General features: G+C 75.3%; 19 protein-coding genes. 5 read left to right on the top strand and 14 right to left on the bottom strand.

Going from position 1 to position 19,932, the window contains the following annotated elements:
• Window positions 1–34 precede the first annotated feature (34 nt).
• The 7 genes from LZF96_RS18440 to LZF96_RS18410 form a co-directional block, all read right to left on the bottom strand.
• Window positions 35–1,426, bottom strand: coding sequence for an 8-oxoguanine deaminase (locus LZF96_RS18440; RefSeq protein ID WP_233873660.1), 1,392 nt, complete (start codon window positions 1,424–1,426; stop codon window positions 35–37).
• A gap of 99 nt (window positions 1,427–1,525) precedes the next feature.
• Window positions 1,526–2,539, bottom strand: a complete 1,014-nt coding sequence (pucL, locus tag LZF96_RS18435) for a factor-independent urate hydroxylase (RefSeq protein WP_374203270.1) — start codon at window positions 2,537–2,539, stop codon at window positions 1,526–1,528.
• 5 nt (window positions 2,540–2,544) lie between these two features.
• Window positions 2,545–2,928, bottom strand: coding sequence for a hydroxyisourate hydrolase (gene uraH, locus LZF96_RS18430; RefSeq protein WP_233873657.1), 384 nt, complete (start codon window positions 2,926–2,928; stop codon window positions 2,545–2,547).
• Window positions 2,925–3,533, bottom strand: a complete 609-nt coding sequence (gene uraD / locus LZF96_RS18425; protein WP_308294236.1) for a 2-oxo-4-hydroxy-4-carboxy-5-ureidoimidazoline decarboxylase — start codon at window positions 3,531–3,533, stop codon at window positions 2,925–2,927. The genes uraH and uraD overlap by 4 nt, the downstream gene beginning before the upstream one ends.
• 121 nt (window positions 3,534–3,654) lie before the next feature.
• Window positions 3,655–4,128, bottom strand: a complete 474-nt coding sequence (locus tag LZF96_RS18420; RefSeq protein WP_233873654.1) for a helix-turn-helix domain-containing protein — start codon at window positions 4,126–4,128, stop codon at window positions 3,655–3,657.
• Window positions 4,125–4,397 (bottom strand): thiamine-binding protein, encoded by a 273-nt coding sequence (locus LZF96_RS18415; protein WP_233873650.1) that lies wholly within the window; start codon window positions 4,395–4,397, stop codon window positions 4,125–4,127. Before LZF96_RS18415 ends, LZF96_RS18420 begins: the two co-directional genes overlap by 4 nt.
• 9 nt (window positions 4,398–4,406) lie before the next feature.
• A complete protein-coding gene (locus LZF96_RS18410) occupies window positions 4,407–4,859 on the bottom strand; it encodes a DUF5955 family protein (RefSeq protein ID WP_233873647.1) in 453 nt (150 codons plus the stop codon).
• A gap of 604 nt (window positions 4,860–5,463) precedes the next feature.
• On the opposite strand from LZF96_RS18410, the gene LZF96_RS18405 reads away from it, so the two are divergent.
• Entirely contained in the window at window positions 5,464–6,150 is a 687-nt protein-coding gene (locus LZF96_RS18405; protein ID WP_233873644.1) for a hypothetical protein, read from the top strand.
• Here LZF96_RS18405 and LZF96_RS18400 read toward each other — a convergent pair.
• From LZF96_RS18400 to LZF96_RS18385, 4 genes are read right to left on the bottom strand one after another with little or no spacing between them, the layout of a single operon-like run.
• Window positions 6,095–7,549, bottom strand: a complete 1,455-nt coding sequence (locus tag LZF96_RS18400) for an XdhC family protein (protein WP_233873641.1) — start codon at window positions 7,547–7,549, stop codon at window positions 6,095–6,097. The two genes, LZF96_RS18405 and LZF96_RS18400, sit on opposite strands and share 56 nt — an antisense overlap.
• A gap of 38 nt (window positions 7,550–7,587) precedes the next feature.
• Window positions 7,588–10,089, bottom strand: a complete 2,502-nt coding sequence (gene pucD / locus LZF96_RS18395) for a xanthine dehydrogenase subunit D (RefSeq protein WP_233873638.1) — start codon at window positions 10,087–10,089, stop codon at window positions 7,588–7,590.
• Window positions 10,086–10,658, bottom strand: coding sequence for a (2Fe-2S)-binding protein (locus LZF96_RS18390; protein WP_233873635.1), 573 nt, complete (start codon window positions 10,656–10,658; stop codon window positions 10,086–10,088). Before LZF96_RS18390 ends, pucD begins: the two co-directional genes overlap by 4 nt.
• Complete coding sequence (locus tag LZF96_RS18385; RefSeq protein WP_233873632.1) at window positions 10,649–11,578, bottom strand: xanthine dehydrogenase family protein subunit M; 930 nt, start codon at window positions 11,576–11,578, stop codon at window positions 10,649–10,651. Before LZF96_RS18385 ends, LZF96_RS18390 begins: the two co-directional genes overlap by 10 nt.
• A gap of 446 nt (window positions 11,579–12,024) precedes the next feature.
• On the opposite strand from LZF96_RS18385, the gene LZF96_RS18380 reads away from it, so the two are divergent.
• Together LZF96_RS18380 and LZF96_RS18375 are read left to right on the top strand one after the other, a co-directional pair.
• Entirely contained in the window at window positions 12,025–13,806 is a 1,782-nt protein-coding gene (locus tag LZF96_RS18380) for a helix-turn-helix domain-containing protein (RefSeq protein ID WP_233873628.1), read from the top strand.
• Between the two features lie 671 nt (window positions 13,807–14,477).
• Entirely contained in the window at window positions 14,478–15,275 is a 798-nt protein-coding gene (locus tag LZF96_RS18375) for a hypothetical protein (RefSeq protein ID WP_233873759.1), read from the top strand.
• A 341-nt stretch (window positions 15,276–15,616) separates the two neighbouring features.
• On the opposite strand, the gene LZF96_RS18370 is transcribed toward LZF96_RS18375, so the two are convergent.
• Window positions 15,617–16,216 carry a GntR family transcriptional regulator gene (locus tag LZF96_RS18370; protein ID WP_308294235.1) on the bottom strand — a complete coding sequence of 200 codons (600 nt, stop codon included), beginning with the start codon at window positions 16,214–16,216 and terminating at the stop codon, window positions 15,617–15,619.
• 363 nt (window positions 16,217–16,579) lie between these two features.
• Between LZF96_RS18370 and LZF96_RS18365 the strand changes: the two genes are divergently transcribed.
• Both LZF96_RS18365 and LZF96_RS18360 read left to right on the top strand, forming a co-directional pair.
• A complete protein-coding gene (locus tag LZF96_RS18365) occupies window positions 16,580–17,407 on the top strand; it encodes a (2Fe-2S)-binding protein (RefSeq protein ID WP_233873625.1) in 828 nt (275 codons plus the stop codon).
• A gap of 153 nt (window positions 17,408–17,560) precedes the next feature.
• Entirely contained in the window at window positions 17,561–18,556 is a 996-nt protein-coding gene (locus LZF96_RS18360) for a DUF2637 domain-containing protein (protein WP_233873622.1), read from the top strand.
• 314 nt (window positions 18,557–18,870) lie between these two features.
• Here LZF96_RS18360 and LZF96_RS18355 read toward each other — a convergent pair whose 3' ends face one another.
• Window positions 18,871–19,485 carry a histidine phosphatase family protein gene (locus tag LZF96_RS18355; protein ID WP_233873619.1) on the bottom strand — a complete coding sequence of 205 codons (615 nt, stop codon included), beginning with the start codon at window positions 19,483–19,485 and terminating at the stop codon, window positions 18,871–18,873.
• A complete protein-coding gene (locus LZF96_RS18350; protein WP_233873616.1) occupies window positions 19,482–19,916 on the bottom strand; it encodes an SdpI family protein in 435 nt (144 codons plus the stop codon). The genes LZF96_RS18355 and LZF96_RS18350 overlap by 4 nt, the downstream gene beginning before the upstream one ends.
• Between the last annotated feature and the right edge of the window lie 16 nt (window positions 19,917–19,932).

The raw sequence follows: 19,932 nt of genomic DNA, 5'->3' as shown, positions 1-19,932 counted from the left end.
CGGACGCCGGCCCGGGGGCCGGAGGCCGCGTCGCTCAGGGCGCGGCCTCGGCCAGCCGGCGGGCCTGCGCGCGGGCCTCGCGGGCGACGGTCTCCTCGTCGACGCCGAGCAGCCGGCCGTCCTCCACCACCGGTTTCCCACCCACCAGGGCCAGGGATATCGGCGCGGGCGGGCCGAGCACCAGGGCCGCCACCGGATCGGCGATGGTGGAGTGTCCCAGTCCGTCGAGGCGCCACAGCACCAGGTCGGCGAGCTTGCCCGGTTCCAGGGAGCCGATCTCGGCGTCGCGCCCCAGCACCCGGGCGCCGCCCATGGTGGCCAGGCGCAGCGCGTCGTCCACGGTCAGGGCCTTCTCGCGGTGCGGGCCCAGGCGGTTGACCAGCAGGGCGTTGCGCAGTTCGGTGTGCAGCTCACCGGCCTCGTTGGAGGCGGTGCCGTCCACGCCCAGGCCGACGGGGACACCGGCGCGCAGCAGGTCGGGGACCCGGGCTGTGCCGGCGGCCAGGCGGGCGTTGGAGGAGGGGCAGTGCGCCACGCCGGTGCCGGTGCGGGCGAAGGCGACGATGTCGGCGTCGGTCATGTGGACGCAGTGGGCCATCCACACGTCCTCCCCCAGCCAGCCGGTGGTCTCGAAGTAGTCGGTCGGGCCCATCCCGAACAACTCGTGGCAGAACTTCTCCTCCTCCACCGTCTCCGAGCCGTGGGTGTGCAGCCGCACGCCCTTGCGGCGGGCCAACACGGCGGCCTCCCGCATCAGTTCGGTGGAGACGGAGAACGGCGAGCAGGGGGCGGCGGCGATGTGCAGCATCGAGCCGAAGGAGGGGTCGTGGTGGGTGTCCACGGCCTCCTCGGTGCCCCGCAGCGCCTCCTCGGTGGACTCGACCGCGAAGTCCGGGGGCAGGCCGCCGTCGGACTCGCCCCGGTCCATGGATCCCCGGGTCGCGGTCAACCGGATGCCGACCTCGCGGCCGGCGGTGATCGTGGCCCCCAGCAGATCGCCGGAGCCGCGCGGGAAGATGTAGTGGTGGTCGGAGGCGGTGGTGACGCCTCCCCGCGCCATCATCGCCAGCGAGGCCCGGGCGGCGGCGCCGACCATCGGTTCGTCGATCCGCGCCCACACGGGGTAGAGCGCCACCAGCCAGTCGAAGAGGTTGTGGTCGGTGGCCATGCCCCGGGTGAGCCACTGGTAGAAGTGGTGGTGGGTGTTGACCAGGCCGGGGGTGGCGAGATGTCCCTCGGCGTCCACCCGCCGCCCGGGTATCCCCTCGCCGGGCGGCGGTTCCGGGGCGGGTCCGGGGCCGACCGCCTCGATCACACCCTCGGAGATCACCAGGTGACCCCGCTCGTACCGGGTGTCGCCGGCGTCGACGGTGGCGACGGCGCAGTTCTCGATGATCAGGCGCCGGGGCGTGGGACGGTCCGCCATGGGGTTCTCCGCTCTCGGGACGGTGGGCCTGCTCGACTCCCGGTTCTCCGGGCGCGCGCACCGAACCGCCGCGGGACGGCGCCGGTCGCGCGACCCCGCTCACAGGACGTTGGTCAGGTCCGGGGGTATTCGGGCGGTGGTGCCCTCGCGCAGCACGGTCGCCTCGATCAATCCGTAGGGGCGATCGGCCGCGAAGTGGACCTCGTTGTCGTTCCTCAGTCCGAAGGGCGAGAGATCGACCGGGAAATGATGCCTGTTGGGCAGGGACAGCCGTATCTCCACCACGCCGGGAACACCGCGCACCACGCTTCCGCCCATCTCGTAGAGCGTCTGCTGCAGCGACAGCGAGTGGGTACGGGCGAAGGCGGTGAGCAGGCTGTCGCGGGCGGCGGTCCAGCGGGCGTCCCAGTCGGACGCGGCGTCCTCCCGGGTCCCGTGCCCCCCGGCCCCGGCCGACCCGGACGAGGGGGCGGTGTACCGCCACAGGGCGGTGACCTCGGTGGCCAGGACGCGGTCCGAGGTCTCCTCCAGCGTCGTGTAGCGGTCCTCGACGAAGCCGTGGAACTCGGAGGCGGTGGTGTTGAGCACCGTCAGACCGGTGAGTCCGGCCAGTACCTCGCAGCCCTCGGCGTCCACCGTGACCTGCGCGATCCGGGTCTCCCGGCCCGAGCGGACGAAGGAGTGTCGGGGCGGGTCGGGTTCCCCGCCGGTGGTGGCGGCGCCGGGGTCGATCCGGTCCCAGGTGTATTCCTCTATCCGCACCCGGGCCCGGTGGATGGACTCCTGACCGGCGACGAAGTGGCGGGCCAGGAGCAGGGCGAACGCCTCGGCCGAGGCGATGCCGTGTTCGCGGGCGAAGGCGTAGACGGTGTTCTTGGTGGTGTCCGTGGGCAGCACCTTGTCGTTGCGGCCCAGGGTGTGGGTTTCCTCCAGATCGCCCTCGAGTGCGATGGAGACGTTGAGGTCCTTGATGTGGTGGGTCCGACCCTCGCGGACCACGCGCACGACGCGGTTCTCGGCCTTGCCGTAGCGGGCGGGCCCGAGCACCACGCCGGGGAGGGGGTCGGGGGTGGTGCGGGCGGCGGGCGGGCCGGAGGCGGGGGGTGCGGTCACCGGGATCAGCTCCCTCGGTAGACGGTGTAGCCGTGCGGGGCGAGCAGCAGCGGGACGTGGTGGTGCTCGGCCGGGGAGATCGCGAAGGCGACCGCGACCTCGGGGAAGAACGGGGTGTCGCCCTCCCCGACGGCGGCGAGGTGGGGTGCGGTGGAGAAGACCAGCCGGGCGGCGACGGTGCCGTCCGGCAGCGGGGGGAAGTCGTCGCAACGGCCGTCGGCGTCGGTGGTGCCCTCGGCGTGGGGGCGCCACTCCCCGTCGGGGCGGGCCCGGGTCACCAGGGCCACCGGGACACCGCGCGCGGGGCGGCCCCGGGCGGTGTCCAGCACGTGGGTGGAGACCGTGGCCTCCGGGGTGTCGGCGGGCTCGGCGGGGGGCGACGGGTTCACGGGGGTTCTCCTTCGGTGACCGGCGGTCGGGGCGGGCCGGTGGTGTTCGCGGGGGTGGGGTGGTCGTCGGCGCCGTCGGTGGTCCCGCCCGGCGCCGGGGGCACCGGCACGTGGAGGCGGGCCAGCCGCAGACGGTTGATCGCGGCGAGTTCGGCGCGCGTCACCTCCCGCTCGACCTCCGGGGGGTTGTCCAACCGGGCGCGCAGGGCGTCGCGCATCTGTTCGGCGGTGCGGCCGGTGGCACGGATCAGGAAGACGTGGCCGAAGCGCCCCTGGTAGGCGAGGTTCAACTCCAGCAGTTCCGCCCGGAGGGCGGGGGAGGCGTCGGCGGTCCCGCGCTGTTCCCGGGCGGAGACCGGATCACCCGGGCGGGGGCGACCGATCGGCGGATGCCCGGCGAGGGCCCGGTCCAGGCCCTCCTCCGACAGCGCGGCGACGGCGGCGTCGGAGGCGGCGCACGCGGCCGCGACATCCGGGAGGGGGCGGGCGGCCAGAACGGCGTCCACCCATTCCTCGGCGGAGCAGATTCCGCGCAGCAGGGCACGGACCCGTTCCTCCGGGAGATCGTCGAGGCTCCGGGGGGCACCCGGGGTGGGTGGGGTCACACGATCAGGGAACCAAGCCCGGATCACATCGTCAACAATTTGTTGAAAAATCCGTGGAACACGTCACCGCCCGGCCCACCTGTCGGGCGTCGCCGTCACCGGGTTCCCGGCTTCCTCACCTTCACTCCGATCGCCCCGGGATCGGCCCGCCTCGCCCGCCGGGCGGGCCGGCCGCCGGGTCCGGCCGCTCCCCCGCCCCCGCGACTCCCCCGGCGCTCTCGCGGTTGAGGTAGTTGTAGACGGTGAAACGGCTGACCCCCAGCGCGGTGGCCACCGTCTCCACGCCGTGCCGGACCGTGAAGGCGCCCCGCGCCTCGAGCGTGCGGACCACCGCCTGCTTGGTACGGCGGTCCAGTTCGTCCAGCGGGCGACCGTACCGGCGGCGCAGGTCGTTGAGGAGGTGTTCCAGGGAGTCCGAGAGGTGCGGCAGACGGACGGCCGCGATCCGCCGACCACCCCATTCCAGCACCACGTCGTCGCCATCGGCCTCGGTGACCGGCAACAGGACACCCCCGATGGCGTCGACCAGGGGGCGCACGGCCGCGAGGAAGGCGTCGCCCCCATCGGTGTCGACGCCGTGCGGGAGGCCGCTCACAGCCCTTCCCCCTCCACGGCCGCGACCGTTCCCTCCAGGACCGTGACCTGGAGGGAGATCCGGTGGGCGCCGACCTCCGGAGCCGTGCGCAACAGACGGTCGACCACCTCCAGCACCACCCCGGCACCACCCTCCACCGTGTTGCCGAAGGGGCCGACCTCCACCCGATCCAGGGGCGCGGACTCCACCAGCGCCCGGGCCACCCGGGCGTGTTCCGGGGGTTCCTCCAGGTCGAACGGCTCGGTCGTGAATTCGAGTCTCAGACGCACCCCGTCAACCTAACCCGGTGCGGCGGCCCCTCGCCCCGGGCGGGACGGATCCGGTCCGACCGGTCCGGTCGGACCCCACCCGGCGGACCGGCGGGTCGCCGGTCCGGGACCGCGACGGGCCCCGAACAGCTCCACCGCGGCCCGCAGCTCCGCCACCGGCACGGCCAGGGCCCGCACCGAGCCCACCGCCCCGACGACCATGAGCAGCCCGTGCCCCAACTCGTCGGGGTGGGGGCGCGGCGAACGGGCGGTGATCTCCAGACGGTCCAACTCGCGCTCCGCGGCGCCCCGATCGGTCAACGGGGCGCGGTGTCCGGCCAGGGCGGCGCGCATCCCGGCCACGGCGACCCGCAGGGCGAGGGCGCGTGGGTCACCCCCGGCCCCCGAATCCTCCCGCCCGGTGTGGGCGTCGCCGACGGCGACGCGTGCGGAACACCCTGCCTCGGTGCGTGAAGCGGCCAACTCGGCCCTCCCCGGGGAAGTCCTTCGCGGTGACATGCCCCGGCGCCCGCGCCGGGATGCGGGAACGAGCCGTCACCCCCGGGGCACCGAATGGTGACAGTAAATATCACTGTCCGCGCACTACGCCATACGGAGGGCGAAAATCCGTGTCACATTCCGGTGAACGCACCCCTTCGCGCGCCGTGCGCGCCTTCCGCGCGCCGGTCGGGAGCGCCCCCCGCGCGCCGGAACGTCCCACCACCTTCCGGCACCTCCCCCCGACCCGTCGGCGCGTACCCCGGGCACCCTCTCCACCCGGTCGCGCGGTCCTTCCCCGGGAGTCCGGGGCCGCCCCGCCGGCGGGGCGGGTGGGCGGTTGCCCGCGGAGGGGGAAACCCGCGGGTGGGTCCATCGGTTCGGGCTCGTCGGCGGACGGCCGGATCACTTCGCGCCGGCCTTCCCGACCCACCGGTCGGCCCGGGTTTCGGCCGACTTCGGTGCCATCGGTGACACGGCGCGGCCGGACGGATGCGCGGGGCGGCCCGGGGGTGCCATCCTGTCCCGGGGAGGGGGAGGTCGGCCTCCCGTGGCCGGCCCCGGGCCCCGCCCGGAAGGGAGAGGGAAGTTGACCGAGAGCGTTCCCGTCCGCTGTCCCGTGTGTGGTCGCGAACACGCCTACAGCCCACCCGAGTACCCCTGCGTGTGCGGCGCGCCGGTCTCCGTGCCCGTCCCCCTCGGCGGTACGGCGGTGGAGGTGCGGCACCGTTCCTGGGAGGACTCCTGGACGGAGGTCGCCTGCCACTCCTGTGGCGCCGACGGGCACTGGCCGCAACCGGAGCTCATCTGCCCCTGCGGCGCCACCATCCGGCTGACCCTCACCGAGGGGACCCCGGTCGAGGAGACCTCCGCTCCGGACCGCCCCGCCTTCCGGCCGCTGACCATCCGCACCGCCCACGACGCGGTGGCCTGCGCGGCGCAGTTCCTGCGCTGGCTGGGGTTCGAGGACGTCAAGCCCTCCGCGCCGCGCAGCGCCGACGGGGTGGACCTGCGCGGCCCGGAGATCGTCGGCGCCGTGAACCCGGCCACCCACCCCACGGGGGCGCGCGGCATCGAGACGCTGTGGCTGCACGGCCTGTCGGAGAGCGCGACCCCGATCGCCTTCTCCCTGGCGGGTTACGACCGGCAGGCCAGGAGCCGGGCGGACGAACTCCAACTCCCGCTGTTCGTCATGGACCTGACGGGCACGCCGCGGCCGGTCAACGACCCGGCCGACCACCTGTTGCGCGAGCGGGACCCGGGGAACGGGGACTGAACGAGCCGGGGCCGGCCGAGCGGGGTCGGTCGGCCGAACGCCCCGATCCGACCCGCCCCGGGGCGCGGTCGGGACCACCGGAGGGGGCCGCCGCGGCGGGGTCCGGAGCGGGAGTCGTGGCCGGTCCGGGGGCGGGCGGGGGGTCGCGGTGGATGGGGCCGGCCGTGCCGGTCAACGGTTCGCCCGTGCCGCCGCGCCGCAGGGCGACGATCTCGGCCGCTATGGAGAGAGCCGTCTCCTCCGGGGTCCGCGCGCCCAGGTCCAGGCCGATCGGCGAGCGCAGCCGGGCCACCTCGTCGGGGCGCAGGCCCGCCTCCGCGAGCCGACGGAGGCGGTCCTCGTGGGTGCGGCGCGAACCCATCGCGCCGACGTAACCGACCGGCAGGCGCAGCGCCTCCCGGAGGACCGGCACGTCGAACGCCGGGTCGTGCCCGAGGACGCACACGGCGGCGCGGCGGTCCAGGCGGCCGGCGGCGGCCTCGGCGGCGAGCAGCCGGGCGGGCCGGTCGACCACCACCTCGTGGGCGTCGGGGAAACGCGCGGGGGTGGTGAGGGCGGGTCGGGCGTCGCAGACCGTGACCCGCATCCCCAGGAAGCGGCCCACCCGGGCCAGCGCGGCGGCGAAGTCCACCGCGCCGAACACCAGCAACCGGGGCGGGGGTGTACGGCACTCGACCAGGACGGTGACGGTCCCCCCGCAGGAAGCCCCGGGTGGGGCCGGCTCCCGACCGGCCGGAAGGGGGGAGGGCGGGACGGGAACGGTGACCGGCCCGGTGCGACCGAGGTCCAGCCGGGCCGCGGCCTCCGTCGCGACACGTCGGTCGAGGGCCGCCCCGCCGCCGAGTCCGCCGGAGTACCCGCCGTCCCCGCGCACCGTCATCAGCCCGCCGCGCAGCCGCTCCGGCCCGTCCGGGACCCGCACCAGGGCGAGGGCCCGGCCGCCGGCGGGATCGGGGCCCGCGCCCGGAGGTCCCGGCTCGGCGGACAGTTCCGCCAGGGCCGCCGCCAGGGCGCTCCGACGGGGATCGTCGGCGGGGTAGGGCAGGACGATCACCTCGATGGTGCCGCCGCAGGTCAGGGCCGGTGCCAGCGAGTCGAGCGGCTCGAAACCCGGCGGGAGCGGTTCGCTGCCCGGCCGGTCCCGGGCGCCCGGGACCGGCCGGGCGGCGAACCGCTCCCGGGCGGACCGGCCGGCCCCGAGCACCTCCCGGCACAGCCGGTACACCTCGCCCTCCACGCAGCCGCCGGAGACCCCGCCGAGCACGGCCCCGTCGGCGTCCACGGCCAGGGCGGCGCCGGGGCCGCGCGGCGCGCTGCCGTCCACCCCGACGACGGTGGCCACGGCGAAGGACCGGCCCCGCGCGCACCAGTCGGCCAGTCCGGCCGCGATGTCCAGCATCCGGGGCTCCCCTCCGTCGATCCGTCGTCGATCCGTCGTCAGTACCCGGCCGGAACGCCGGCGGGCCCGTCCGCCGGCCCGCCGACGCCGGGGGCGGACGCCCGGAGGTCCACCAGGTGTTCGGGGCGGACCGGCACCCGGTGCAGCGCCCGACCGGTGGCCCGCCGGATGGCGGCCACCACCGCCGGGGTGGAGGAGAGGGTCGGCGCCTCACCGACACCGCGCAGCCCGTAGGGGGCGTGCTCGTCGGCCAGCTCCAGGATCTCCACCGGGATGGTCGGGGTGTCCAGGATGGTGGGGATCAGGTAGTCGGTGAAGGAGGCGTTGCGCACCCGGGCGTCCGCGCCGACGAGGATCTCCTCCATCACCGCCAGCCCCAGCCCCTGTACGGTGCCGCCCTGGATCTGCCCGATCACCGACAGCGGGTTGAGGGCCCGTCCCACGTCCTGCGCGCAGGCCAGTTCCACGACCTTGACCAGGCCCAGGTCGATGTCCACCTCCACCACGGCCCGGTGGGCCGCGAAGGAGTACTGCACGTGGCCGTTGCCCCGGCCGGTGCGCGGGTCGAAGGGCTCGGTGGGGCGGTGGCGCCACCGGCGCTCGATCTCGATCACCTCCCCGTCCAGGGTCTCCGCGACGCCCGCCAGTCGCCGCCCGGTCGCGGTGACGATCGCGCCGTCGGCCAGCCGCAGGTCCGGGTCGGACCAGACGGGGTCGCCGTCGCCGCCGAAACGGCGGCGGGCCAGTTCGATCAGCCGCTCGCGCACCAGGACGCAGGCGTTTCGGACCGCGCCGCCGGTGACGTAGGTCTGCCGGGAGGCCGAGGTGGAGCCCGCCGAGCCGACCCGGGTGTCGGCGGGCCGGATCACCACCCGTTCGACGCCCAGTTCGGTGCGGGCGATCTGGCCGTGCACCGTCACTCCGCCCTGGCCCACCTCGGCCATGGCGGTGTGCACGCTCACCATCGGCTCGCCACCGACCACCCGCAGCCCGACCCGGGCGGTGGAGTAGTCGTCGAAGCCCTCGGAGAAGCCGACGTTCTTGATGCCGACCGCGTAGCCGACACCGCGCACCACGCCCTCGCCCCGGGTGGTGTTCGACAGGCCGCCGGGCAACTCCCTCGGGTCGGGGAAGGCCGATGCCGCCGAATCGTCGTCCTCCCGGACACGCTCCGGCGGCATCGGCCGGCGGCGGACCCGCTCCAGCAGTTCGGCGACCGGCGCGGCGGAGTCCACCACCTGCCCGGTGGGCATGACCGAGCCCTTCGACATGGCGTTGCGCCGGCGCAGTTCGACGGGGTCCATGTCCAGGGCCGCGGCCAGCTTGTCCATCTGCGACTCGTAGGCGAAGCAGGCCTGGACCGCGCCGAAGCCGCGCATCGCGCCGCACGGCGGGTTGTTGGTGAACAGGGCCAGGGCCTCGATGTCCACGTTCGCCACCTCGTAGGGACCGGCACCCAGGGAGGCCGCGTTGCCGACCACCGCCGGGGAGGAGGAGGCGTAGGCGCCGCCGTCCAGGACGATCCGGGCGGTCAGGTGGGTGAGGCGGCCCTCGCGGTCCGCGCCGTGCTCATAGCGCAACCGCGCCGGGTGGCGGTGGACGTGCCCGAAGAAGGACTCGGTGCGGTCGTAGACCATCTTCACCGGCCGGCCGGTGCGCAGCGCCAGCAGACAGGCGTGGATCTGCATCGACAGGTCCTCGCGCCCACCGAAGGCGCCGCCGACGCCGGAGAGCGTCATCCGGATCCGGTCCTCGGGCAGCCCCAGGACCGGGGCGATCTGCCACAGGTCGGCGTGCAGCCATTGGGTGGCGACGTACAGGTCCACGCCGCCCTCGCCGTCGGGGACGGCCATACCGGACTCCGGCCCGAGGAAGGCCTGGTCCTGCATCCCCACCTCGTATTCGCCGGTGACGATCACGGCCGCGCGGGCCCGGCCGGCGGCCACGTCGCCGCGCACGACGGGCTGGCGGTGCACGATGTTGGGATGCGCGACGTGCGCGGCGTGACCGTCGGTGCGGCCCGGGTGCAACACCGGCGCGTCGGGGGCGGTGGCGGTGGCCTCGTCGACCACGACCGGCAGTTCCTCGTACTCCACCCGGACCAGGCCGGCGGCGCGGCGGGCGATCTCGGGGTGGTCGGCGGCGATCAGCGCGACCGGTTCGCCGTGGTAACGGACCCGGTCGCGGGCGAGCACGGGGGTGTCGCGGATCTCCAGCCCGTAGTTCCTCTCCCGGGTGGGGAGGTCCTCGTGGGTGAGCACCGCGTGCACGCCCGGTACGGCGAGCGCGGCGGAGACGTCCAGGCCGCGGATCGAGGCGTGGGCGTGCGGACTGCGCAGGGTGTGGCCCCACAGCATGGACTCGTGCCACAGGTCGGAGGCGTAGGCGAAGTCACCGGTGACCTTGGGGACACCGTCGGGGCGGCGGGCGGAGGCGCCGACGCCACCGGTGATCGGGGGGCCCGGGGCGGGGTCGGTGGGGGTCGTCCGGGGGGCGGCCGGGGCGTCGGGGAGCGCGCGGGTGCGGGACACGTCGGTCATCCCTCCCCACCGGTGACACGTTCGGCGGCGGTGCGTTCGGCGGCCAGCCGCACGGCGTCCATGATCTTCTCGTAGCCGGTGCAGCGGCAGAGGTTGCCGGCCAGGGCCTCCCGGATATCCGCGTCGGTGGGTCGCGGGTCGCGCTCGATGAGTTCGTCGGCGGTGACCAGCAGACCGGGGGTGCAGAACCCGCACTGCACGGCACCGGCATCGAGGAAGGCTCGCTGCACCGGCGCCAGGGGCGGGTCCGCCTCCCGCCGGGCCCCGTCCGGCGGCTCCCCGGTGCCCGGGCCTCCGTCGGAAGCACCGCCGGCACGGGCCGCGGCCAGGGCGGGCAGGCCCTCCACCGTGATCACCTCGCGCCCCTCGGCCTGGCCGGCGGCGACCAGACAGGCGCACACCGGCACCCCGTCCAGCCGGACCGTGCAGGAGCCGCACTCGCCCTGCTCGCAGGCGTTCTTCGAACCGGGGAGCCCCAGCCGCTCGCGCAGCACGTACAGCAGGCTCTCGCCCTCCCAGACGTCGTCCGCCTCCCGTGGGCGGCCGTTGACGGTGCACCTCAGGCGCACGGCGCGCCTCCTTCCGGTCGGGGGTCGGACGCGCCGGAGCGGTGGGCGTCCCAGCACCATCGAAGGGTGCGGCGGGCCATCACCGCCACCGCGTGCCGGCGGTAGGCGGCGGTGCCGCGCACGTCGTCGATGGGGGAACAGGCGTCGGCGACCAGTTCGGCGAAGCGGCCGGCGGCGGCCGGCGGGATCGGATCGCGCCGCTCCCACAGGTCGCCGTCGGCGAGGACCCCGGCGATGTACTCCTCCGCCTCCCGGGCCCGCACCGGCGTGGGGGCGGCGGAGCCGATGCCGGTGCGCACCGTGCCCCGTTCCGGGTGCAGGGCGACGGCGACCGCGCACACCGCGATGACCATGGCGTTGCGCGGACCGACCTTGGAGAACTGCTGCGGCCCGGTCGCCCGGGGCACGCGCACCGAGCGGATCAGCTCGTCGGGGGCCAGGGCGTTGCGCTTGACGCCGAGGTAGAAGTCGTCGATGGGGACGTGCCGGGTGCCGCGCACCGATACCGCCTCCACCTCGGCGCCGGAGGCCAGCAGCGCGGGGTGGCAGTCCCCGGCGGGGGAGGCGGCGCCCAGGTTGCCCCCGACGCTGCCGCGATTGCGGATCTGGGGGGAGCCGACGGTGCGGGCGGCCAGGGCCAGGCCCGGCAGGTCGGCACCGAGTTCCCCGATGACGCGGGTGTAGGGGACGGCGGCCCCCAGCCGGACCCGGCCGGCGGGCGCGTCGCCGGCTCCGGCCGGCTCGTGCTCCAGGGCGTGCAGTTCGGCGATGCCGGACAGGTCGAGCAGCGCCTCCGGGCGACGCCCGCCGTGATTGATCTCCACCATCACGTCGGTGCCGCCCGCGATCGGCAGGGCGCCGGGGCGCTCGGCCTTCACGGCCAGCGCCTCCTCCCAACCGCCGGGGCGCAGGAAGTCCATGACCACGCTCTCCCTCGTCCTGCCGTGTTCCGTCGTCTCGTCGTTCGTCCGTCGTCGTTCCCCGGCCGTCCCCCCGCTCCCGGGGCCGGATACCGGGCAGTGCGGGCGCCGGGTCGTCGGATCCTCTCGCGAACCGCCGCCGGAGCCCCGGCGACGCCCCGAGGTGCCCTCCGGTGATCCGTCACCCCTCCACCGGGCGGCCGGGCCGGGCGGGTTCGCCCCCGCCCCGGGACTCCCCCGATGGTGGTGCGACGCGCTTGCGCGCGCCCCCACCGGCTCGGCCACTCCAGTACATCGCGCGTCCGGGCACCACCGGCAGACACCGATGCGCCCAAGTCGGTGTTACGTCCGAGGACACCTCTTGTAGATTCGTACGAAGACCCCGTCGGGAGCGGACGCGGCCCCCGGCCGTCCCGCCCCGCTCCGCCGACGAAACCGGGCCCCGGATGCGACTGCGCGACCTCCTCGACGTCCCCGAACTGGGGCTGCGCCCGCTGGGCGGGCGGCTTTCCGCCGACCGCCCCGTGCGCGGGACGATGACCACCGACCTGCGCGACCCCGGTCGCTACCTGGTCGGTGGCGAACTGGTGCTGACCGGACTGGCCTGGTGGCGGGGCCCCGGCGACGCCGAACCCTTCGTGCGGATCCTGGCCGGGGCGGGGGTGGCCGCGCTGGCGGCCGGTGAGGCCGAGCTGGGTTCGGTGCCCCCGGACCTGGTGGAGGCGTGCGCCCGGCACGGGCTGCCACTGCTGGCCGTGGACACCTCCGTGGGTTTCGCCACCATCACCGAGTACGTCTCCCGGCGGCTCTCCGGTACCCCGGCCGGAGAACTGGCCGCCGTGCTGGAACGACGGCGACGGGGCGGGCCGCTCACCGGCGGGCCGGAGCCGGGGCCGCGGGCCCGCCTGGTCTCCCCCACCGGGCGGATCACGGCGGACACCACCGGCGAGCCGGCGCCACCCGAGCTGGCGGCCCTGCTGCTGCGCGCCCGGTCCGGGGCCGTCGCGGCCGGAGGCACCGCGCCCGCCCGGGTGACCGTGGCGGGCGTCCCCCACGCCCTCTTCCCGGTCGCGCCCACCGGCCCGGACGGCGCCCCTCCCCCGCTCGGCGCGGGCGGGCCGGCCGGGGAGCTGCTGGCCGTGGTGGGCGACCCCGCCGGATGGCCGCGACCACGCGTCGAGCTGCTGGTCGCCACCGCCGCGCTGCTGGCGGAGGAGCGTCGCCGGGCCGACGCGGCGGGCGCGGCCTGGCGACGGTTGGCCCGGGAGGTGATCGAGCTGGCGCGCTCGGGCGCGTCGTCCGCCGCCGTGGCGGCCCGGCTCGACCTGCTCGCGCCGCTCCCCCGGCGTTCCGGGCGCGAACCCGGCGGACGGCAGGTGGTGGTCGCCCGGGTGGAGCGGGACGGGCAGACCGACGGGAGCGGCACCCGTTCCGACGCCCGCACCGCGCGCCTGTTGCTGACCGCCCTCCTGGAGGACCTCCGGCGTGGAGCGGACACGGCGGGCGGGGCGTTCGGCGCCCCCGGGTCGGCCGAGGCGCCCGGTGGACCGGCCGGGGCGGTGGTGACCGAGGTGGACGGCGAGGCCGTCGCCCTCCTCGCCCCGCTCCCCGACCCGGCGCCGGGAACCGACCCGATCGCGCCGCTCCGTGCCGCGCCGACTCCTGCCGCCCTGACCCCTGCCGCACTGCTGGACGCGGCCCGCCCGGCGCTGACCGCCGCGCTGGGCCCCGGCTGCCGGCTGGGGGTGGGCATCTCGGACCCCGTCGCCTCCGCCGACGGCCTCGCCGGTGCCCTGGAGGAGGCCCGGCACGCCCGCCGGGTGGCCGCCGCGCGGGGGGAGGCGGTCGGCGGGGCGGGGCCCGGGGAGTTGGCCTCGCACGTGCTGCTGCTGCCGTTCGTCCCGGCCGAGGTGCGGCGCGCGTTCACCGCGCGGCTGTTGGACCCGCTGTCGGCCTACGACCGGCGCCGGCACGCGGAGCTGCTGCCGACCCTGCGGGCGTTCCTGGAGGCCGACGGCTCCTGGAGCCGGTGCGCCGAACGCCTTCACGTGCACGTCAACACCCTGCGCTACCGGATTCGACGGATCGGGGAGCTGACCGGGCGCGACCCGACCCGGTGGGAGGACCGGGTCGACTTCTTCCTGGCCCTGCGGATGCACACCCCGACCGGTCCACCGCCGGACGATCCTCCGGCGGACGACGGTCCGGTCGGAGGTGTCGGCCGGTGACCACCGGTGCGCGCCTGCGCTCCGGGCGCCGACGCACCCGCTGCGGGGCGCGGGCACCGGCGCGCGGGCGCCTCTGCGTCGAGTGCCGCGATCGGCCCCGCCACCGCCCACGGGACCGGGGCCGGCGACGGCCCGTCGAGGACGTGGCCGTGGTCGGAGCCGTGGCCGTCGAAGTACCCGGATGAGCGCACCGCGGCCGTCGTGGCGGCGGAAACCGGCTCCGGCGCGCGGTGCCGGCCCGTCCGGAGAAGGGGCTACGGCGGCGTCCCGGGGCAGGACGGGACCCCGGGGGACGGGGCGGACCGGCCCCAATGAAATCGGGTGAAATCAACGAAAGGGATGCGTCGATCGGGAGCCCCGGAGGTTCCGGAGCGGAGAGGAGGGGATCCGTCCGGGTGTGACGAAGATCGATCACTTGTGAAAGCGTTCACCCGCCCTCTTGGCCCGGCCGCTCACCTCGTGCTGAGATGCATCCCCAACGGCACGGATGCCCGGCCCGCCGCGTCCCCGACGCGGCGGCAGGCGGTCGTCCCCGCCGCATCGCGGTTCGGCGAACCGCACCCGCACCACCCCCCGCACGTTCCCACCATCCGGTCGGGGCACGGCGTGTCGGCGGGGAGACCATCGGCTCGAAGAAGCGCCAAGGGGAGGGCACAGTGGCGGACACCGCCATGGTGGACGGAGACCTGCCGGATGACGGGGGCCCGTTGACGGGAGCGGTGTGGCGGCTCCGCTCCCGCGGCTGCTGGGAGGAGGCCGCCGACCTGGTCGCCGAACGCGACGGCGATCCGGGCGCGGCCCTGCTGCGGGCCGCGCTGCTGGGCGAGGGCTGCCTGTACACCGGTGAGGGGTGGGAACGGGCCGAGGACGCCCTGCGGGCGGTGGAGGCGGTGCCGACGGACGACGAGGGGCGCGGGGCCGCCGCCTGCGAGCGGGGCCACCTGGCGTGGGCCTCGACACTGCTGGGCGTGCGGGACCGCGCCGACGAGGCCCGGGCCGCGCTGGGGCGGGCGGCCGCGCTGCTGCCCCCCGACAGTCCCCGGCGGGCCCTGCTGGACTATCGGCGGGGACTGCTCGGCGAGTACCTGAGCGACGGCCCGCAGGGCGCCGAGGCGGCCTATCGGCGGGCGCACGCCGCGGCGGCGGCCCGCGGCGACCTGCTGCTGCTCTCCGGCACCTGGCGGCAGTTGGGCGGGCTGGCGTTGCACTCCGACGACCTCGGCGAGGCCCGCCGTGCCTTCCGCGAGTCGTTGCGGCTGCGGGAGGAACTGGGGTTCCTGGTGGGCATCGCGCCGGCACTGGAGGCGTTGGCCTCGGTGGAGTCGGGACGGGAGGCGGAACGGCTGCGGGAGGAGGCCCGGCGGCTGTTCCGGATGCTGGGCGGGGTGCCACGCTGGTTGGCACCCCGGCTGGGCCCGGTTGATCCGGTTCTCCCGGAGCCGGCGCCCCACGGGGAGCGCGACCGGTAGGCGCGTTCCCGGCGCCGGGGGTTCGGCGGGCGGGTGAGCCGGTGCGCGGGGCGACGACCGGTGCGCCGCGTTCCGGCTTCCCCTCGCCCCGGCCCCGTGGGGCGCGACTCCGTCGGCGACCGCTTCGCGCGGAGCCGGAACCGGTCGGCGGGAGCGGACGGAACCGGTCGGGGGGCGTGGGTGGTTCGCCCCCGGTGGCTCGGGGAAGGACCGGTTCGCCCCGTGCACGACTCGCGCGCCTCCGGGGACGACCCGTCGTCCCACCCCTCCCGGTCGTGCCGGGGCGGTCCGCACACCCCGGGACGCCCCGGTGGCCCGGGCCCCGCCGGCCCCGGCCCGGCTCAGCAGCCGGTGAGGTGCTCCCGGGCCATCCGTTCCGCGCAGCCCGTCGAGCCGGAGGCCAGCGCGTCGAGCAGCGCTCCGTGCTCCAGCGCGTCGGCGAGCAATTCGGCCGCGCCGCGTGGCGGCCGTCCGATGATCGGCGCCTGGGAACGACGGTGGAGGTGCTGGGTGACCGCCGACAACTGTCGGTTGCCGGCGGGGGCGAGCAGTTCCCGGTGGAAGGTCAGGTCGGCCTCCGCGTAGGCGGCGCCGTCCCCGAGGCCGGCCGCGGTCACGGTGGCGTCGGCCGCCGCACGCAGGCCGGCCCAGTGGGAGGGGGGCAGGGTCCGCGCCAGCGCCATGATCGCGGGCACCTCCAGCGCCGCCCGCAGTTCGGCGAGATCGGCGAGATCGCGGTCGGTCAGGCCGCAGATCCGGAATCCCCGGTTGGGCACCGCCTCGACCGTGCCCTCACTCATCAGCTGGTGCATCGCCTCGCGCACCGGTCCCGCCGAGACGCCCCAGCGGGCGGCCAGGGTGGGGGCGGAGTGCACCTCGCCGGGACGCAGGCCGCCCTCGGCCAGGGCACCGCGCAGGGCGGTGAGCACCTGCTCCCGCACGCAGTGGCGCACCGGTACCGCGGGAGCGCCCCCCGGTGGGCGCTCGGGAGCGGACGCGGTGGGACGCGCGGCGATCACCCGTGATCGCCCGGAGGCGTCGTCGGGGTCCCCGCCCTCCGTGTCCCGGTCGCCGGCACGGGAACGGCCGGCGGGGGCCCCGTACCCGGCACGGGGCCCGGGTACCGCCTCTCGTATGGCCGAATCCGTTCGGGAGTGCTCCATCCGTCCGCTCCTGTCCCCTCCTGCCCCCGAATCAACACGACCCGTGCACTGTAGGCAAGGATGTCCCGAGAGCAAACCCCGAGCGGACTGAGTTAAGGTAAGGCTTACCTGCCCACGCGATCTTGCACAGGTGACCTCGTGATGCTCTCCGCCCTCGCCCCCGCTTCGCCCCTGGCCCCGGCCTGGGAGCGCATCGGTCGGGTGCTGCCCACTCTTCGCGTCCGCGAGGAGGCCCCCGGCCGGGGCGTCCCCGCCGGTGATCGGTGGGACCTGGGCGGGCTCGCGGCGGGAGGGGCGGTCCTGGACGCCTTCCTCGCCCGTGAGGCGGGGCGGGCCGAGCGGGACTACGGGGCCCCGGCCCGTCCGGACGTGATCGCGGGGTTCGCCCTGCACCGGGTGATGTGGCCGTCCGCGGCCCTGTTCACCGTCCCGTGGTTCCTGCTGCGCCGGGTGCCGATCCTCTCCCCCGCCGATGTCCTGCTCGACGACGAGGGCCTCACCGTGCGGGTGGGTGGATTCCACTGCCTGGCCGACGACCCCGCCGCCGACCTGCGCGGCGCCCGTCCGGTCGACGGCGAGGAGGCGTTGCGCGCCGCCCTGCGCTCGGCCGCCGCCGAGCACTTCACGCCCCTTCTGGAGACCTTCGGCCCCCTGATGCGGCGCCGCGAACGCGCGCTGTGGGGCATGGCCTCCGACGAGTTGACGGAGAGCCTGACCTACCTGGGCGGCCTGTTCGGCGAGGAGGAGCGGGCCCGGCACGAGGCCGAACTGCTGCTCCCGGGCTCGACCGCCCCGTACACCGGCGGTGCCGGCTTCCGCGAACTGACGGACGATCGGGGACGGCGGCACACCACCCGGGACCGCATCAGTTGCTGCCTTTTCTACACGATTCGCCCCGAGGACACCTGCCTGACCTGTCCGCGCACCTGTGACGCCGAGCGCGTCGAACGTCTCTCCGGGATCCGGTAGCAACGGGACTTCCCGATCCCTTAATATCCGGTGCACACCATTCTTTCGCGGAACCCCGTGGTGAATCCCGTGGCGGAGCCGGGGTTTCGGCGATGACGCCGCGCGAAGCCATACCCACGGCAGCACCGATACCGGCCGGATAAAGGGACCCGTATGACATTGACCGACATAGAGTTCAGCTGGGTGCTGGCGGCGGCCGTACTCCTGTGCGGGTTCCTGGTGGCCGTGGCCCTTCTCGCCCGGGGGCGCAAGCCCTCCGGGAGCGACGCGGCCGAGGACTCCTGGGAACGCATGGAGGAGCGCCGGCGCCGCAAGGAACGTCTGTACGCCACCGCCTCGTACACCCTGCTGTTCTGCTGCGCCGGCGTGGCCGCCGCGCTCTCCTTCCACGGCCTGGTCGGCTTCGGACGGCAGAACCTCAACCTCTCCGGCGGCTGGGAGTACCTGGTCCCGTTCGGCCTGGACGGCGCGGCCATGTTCTGCGCCGTGATCGCCGTTCGGGAGGCCAGCCAGGGTGACGCCTCGATCGCCTCCCGGATGCTGGTCTGGCTGTTCGCCGGCGCCGCCGCCTGGTTCAACTGGGTGCACGCGCCGCGCGGCGAGGAGCACGCGGGTGCCCCGCACTTCTTCGCCGGCATGTCGCTGGCCGCCGCGATCCTGTTCGACCGCGCGCTGAAGCAGACCCGCAAGGCCGCCCTGCGCGAACAGGGCCTGGTGCCGCGTCCGCTGCCGCAGATCCGCTTCGTGCGATGGATGCGGGCCCCGCGCGAGACCTTCGCCGCCTGGTCGTTGATGCTGCTGGAGGGTGTGCGGACGCTCGACGAGGCGGTCGACGAGGTGCGCGACGAGCGGCAGAAGAAGGAGGCCGCCAAGAGCCGGGCTCGCGACGAGCGGAAGCTGGAGCGGGCCCGCCTGCGGGCCATGGGACACCACCGGATGCTGCCCGGTCGGGGCCGTCAGATGGCCCTGGAGGCCGGACAGGGCGGGGAGACGACGCTGGAGGTGAGCGACGGCCGGGTCGGCCGCGAGCAGTCGGGCGGAGCCGAGGTCGGCGACCCCTCCCCATCGTCCTCCGGGTCCTCGAGCGCGAGCCCGCGCCTGGACCTGCTGGAGGCCAAGTTGGCGCAGATGGAGCGCTCCTTCAACTGAGCCGGCGGCCCGATGACGGGCGCGTCCGGGAATTCATCCGAGAGCGGGGTGTCGGACCCCTCCCCACGGGGGAGTCGGATCCGATACCCCGCTCTCGCGTTTCGCTTTCGGTGAGGACTTGTCGACTTTTCCCGTGCGCGGGGCGACTCGACTTCCGGTTGCCCTCTTCGTCATCTCGATACGGTCACATCATCGCGTCGATTGAGGGAAGGTTTTCCACGCGCCGAGACGTACGGGAACGCGCGGAGGCGTCGAAGCGCGCCGGAATTCGAACAAATCTGATAGAATTTCCCTCTTTCAGGTGATTTCCGGGGTTAATCACCCATCCGGGGGTTCCTCCCTCCCCGGCCCGCCCGACCCCACCGGATCCCGCCGGTTTCCCCACCCGACAACCGGTATTCCCACCCCGGACGCCATTCGAACGACTCCGCCACCACTTCCTCCAACGGACGACCACGCACCAGGTGTTCCAGCGCCCACCGGCCGACCGCGTGGCCGATCACCAGCAGCCGCTGTCCGTCCCGCTCCACCGCGAGATCGGCCAGGAACCCCCCGACCCGCCACACCGCTCCGCGCACACTCTCCCCACCCGGATACGGCCGGTCCACCCGGTCCCGCCGCGTCGCGGCGACCTCCGCCACCGGCCGACCGGTGAACGAGCCGTGGTCGCACTCGCGCGGACGGGCGTCCCGATGGATGGGGATGCCGGTGCCCGCGAAGGCGATCCGCGCCGTGGTCACCGCCCGGGCGAGGTCCGAGACGAACACGGCGGAGATCCCGTCACCCCGCCGCCGTGCCCCCAACTCCACGGCGACCTCCCGCCCCCGCCGGGACAACCGCCCCGGTCTCCAACCGGTCACCACCCCGGCCTCGTTGTCCGTGGTGATCGCGTGCGTCTCGTGGACCAACCGCACGCCCCGGGCGGTCACGGGCGGATGCCGGACCCGGACCCGGAAGCGGAGCCGGACCCGTCCTTCCGCTCGCGCTCCTTGATCGCCCGGGTGCCCCGATGGACACCGATGAACAAGGGGATCAGTGAAAGCAGGGTCCCCGCCGTCACGACGACGCCGAAGACCGATTCGTCGGAGGTCAGGAGCCCGGTCGGGGCCACCAGCCCCATCACGGCCCCGCCCGCCACCGCCCACGGCCGCGCCACCCGGTGCATCAGCAACCAGTTCTCGTCGCTCGCCATGGAACGCCCTGTGCGAATCCCCGCCAGGGCATTGCGGGACAGCTTCCCCCGCGCGGCCATCACCGTCGTCACCCCGACCGCCGCCCCACCCGCGAGCAGCACCACGAGGATCAACCAGGCCACCCCGATCGGTACTTCCCCGGCCGCCCTCGCCATCACCGTCGTCATCGGCCCTCCCCTCCCC

The organism is Streptomyces sp. ST2-7A (assembly GCF_021390475.1).
Taxonomy (GTDB): Bacteria; Actinomycetota; Actinomycetes; order Streptomycetales; family Streptomycetaceae; genus Streptomyces.
The sequence above is the reverse complement of the archived record's forward strand: the minus strand, read 5'-3'. Positions and strand labels throughout refer to the sequence as shown.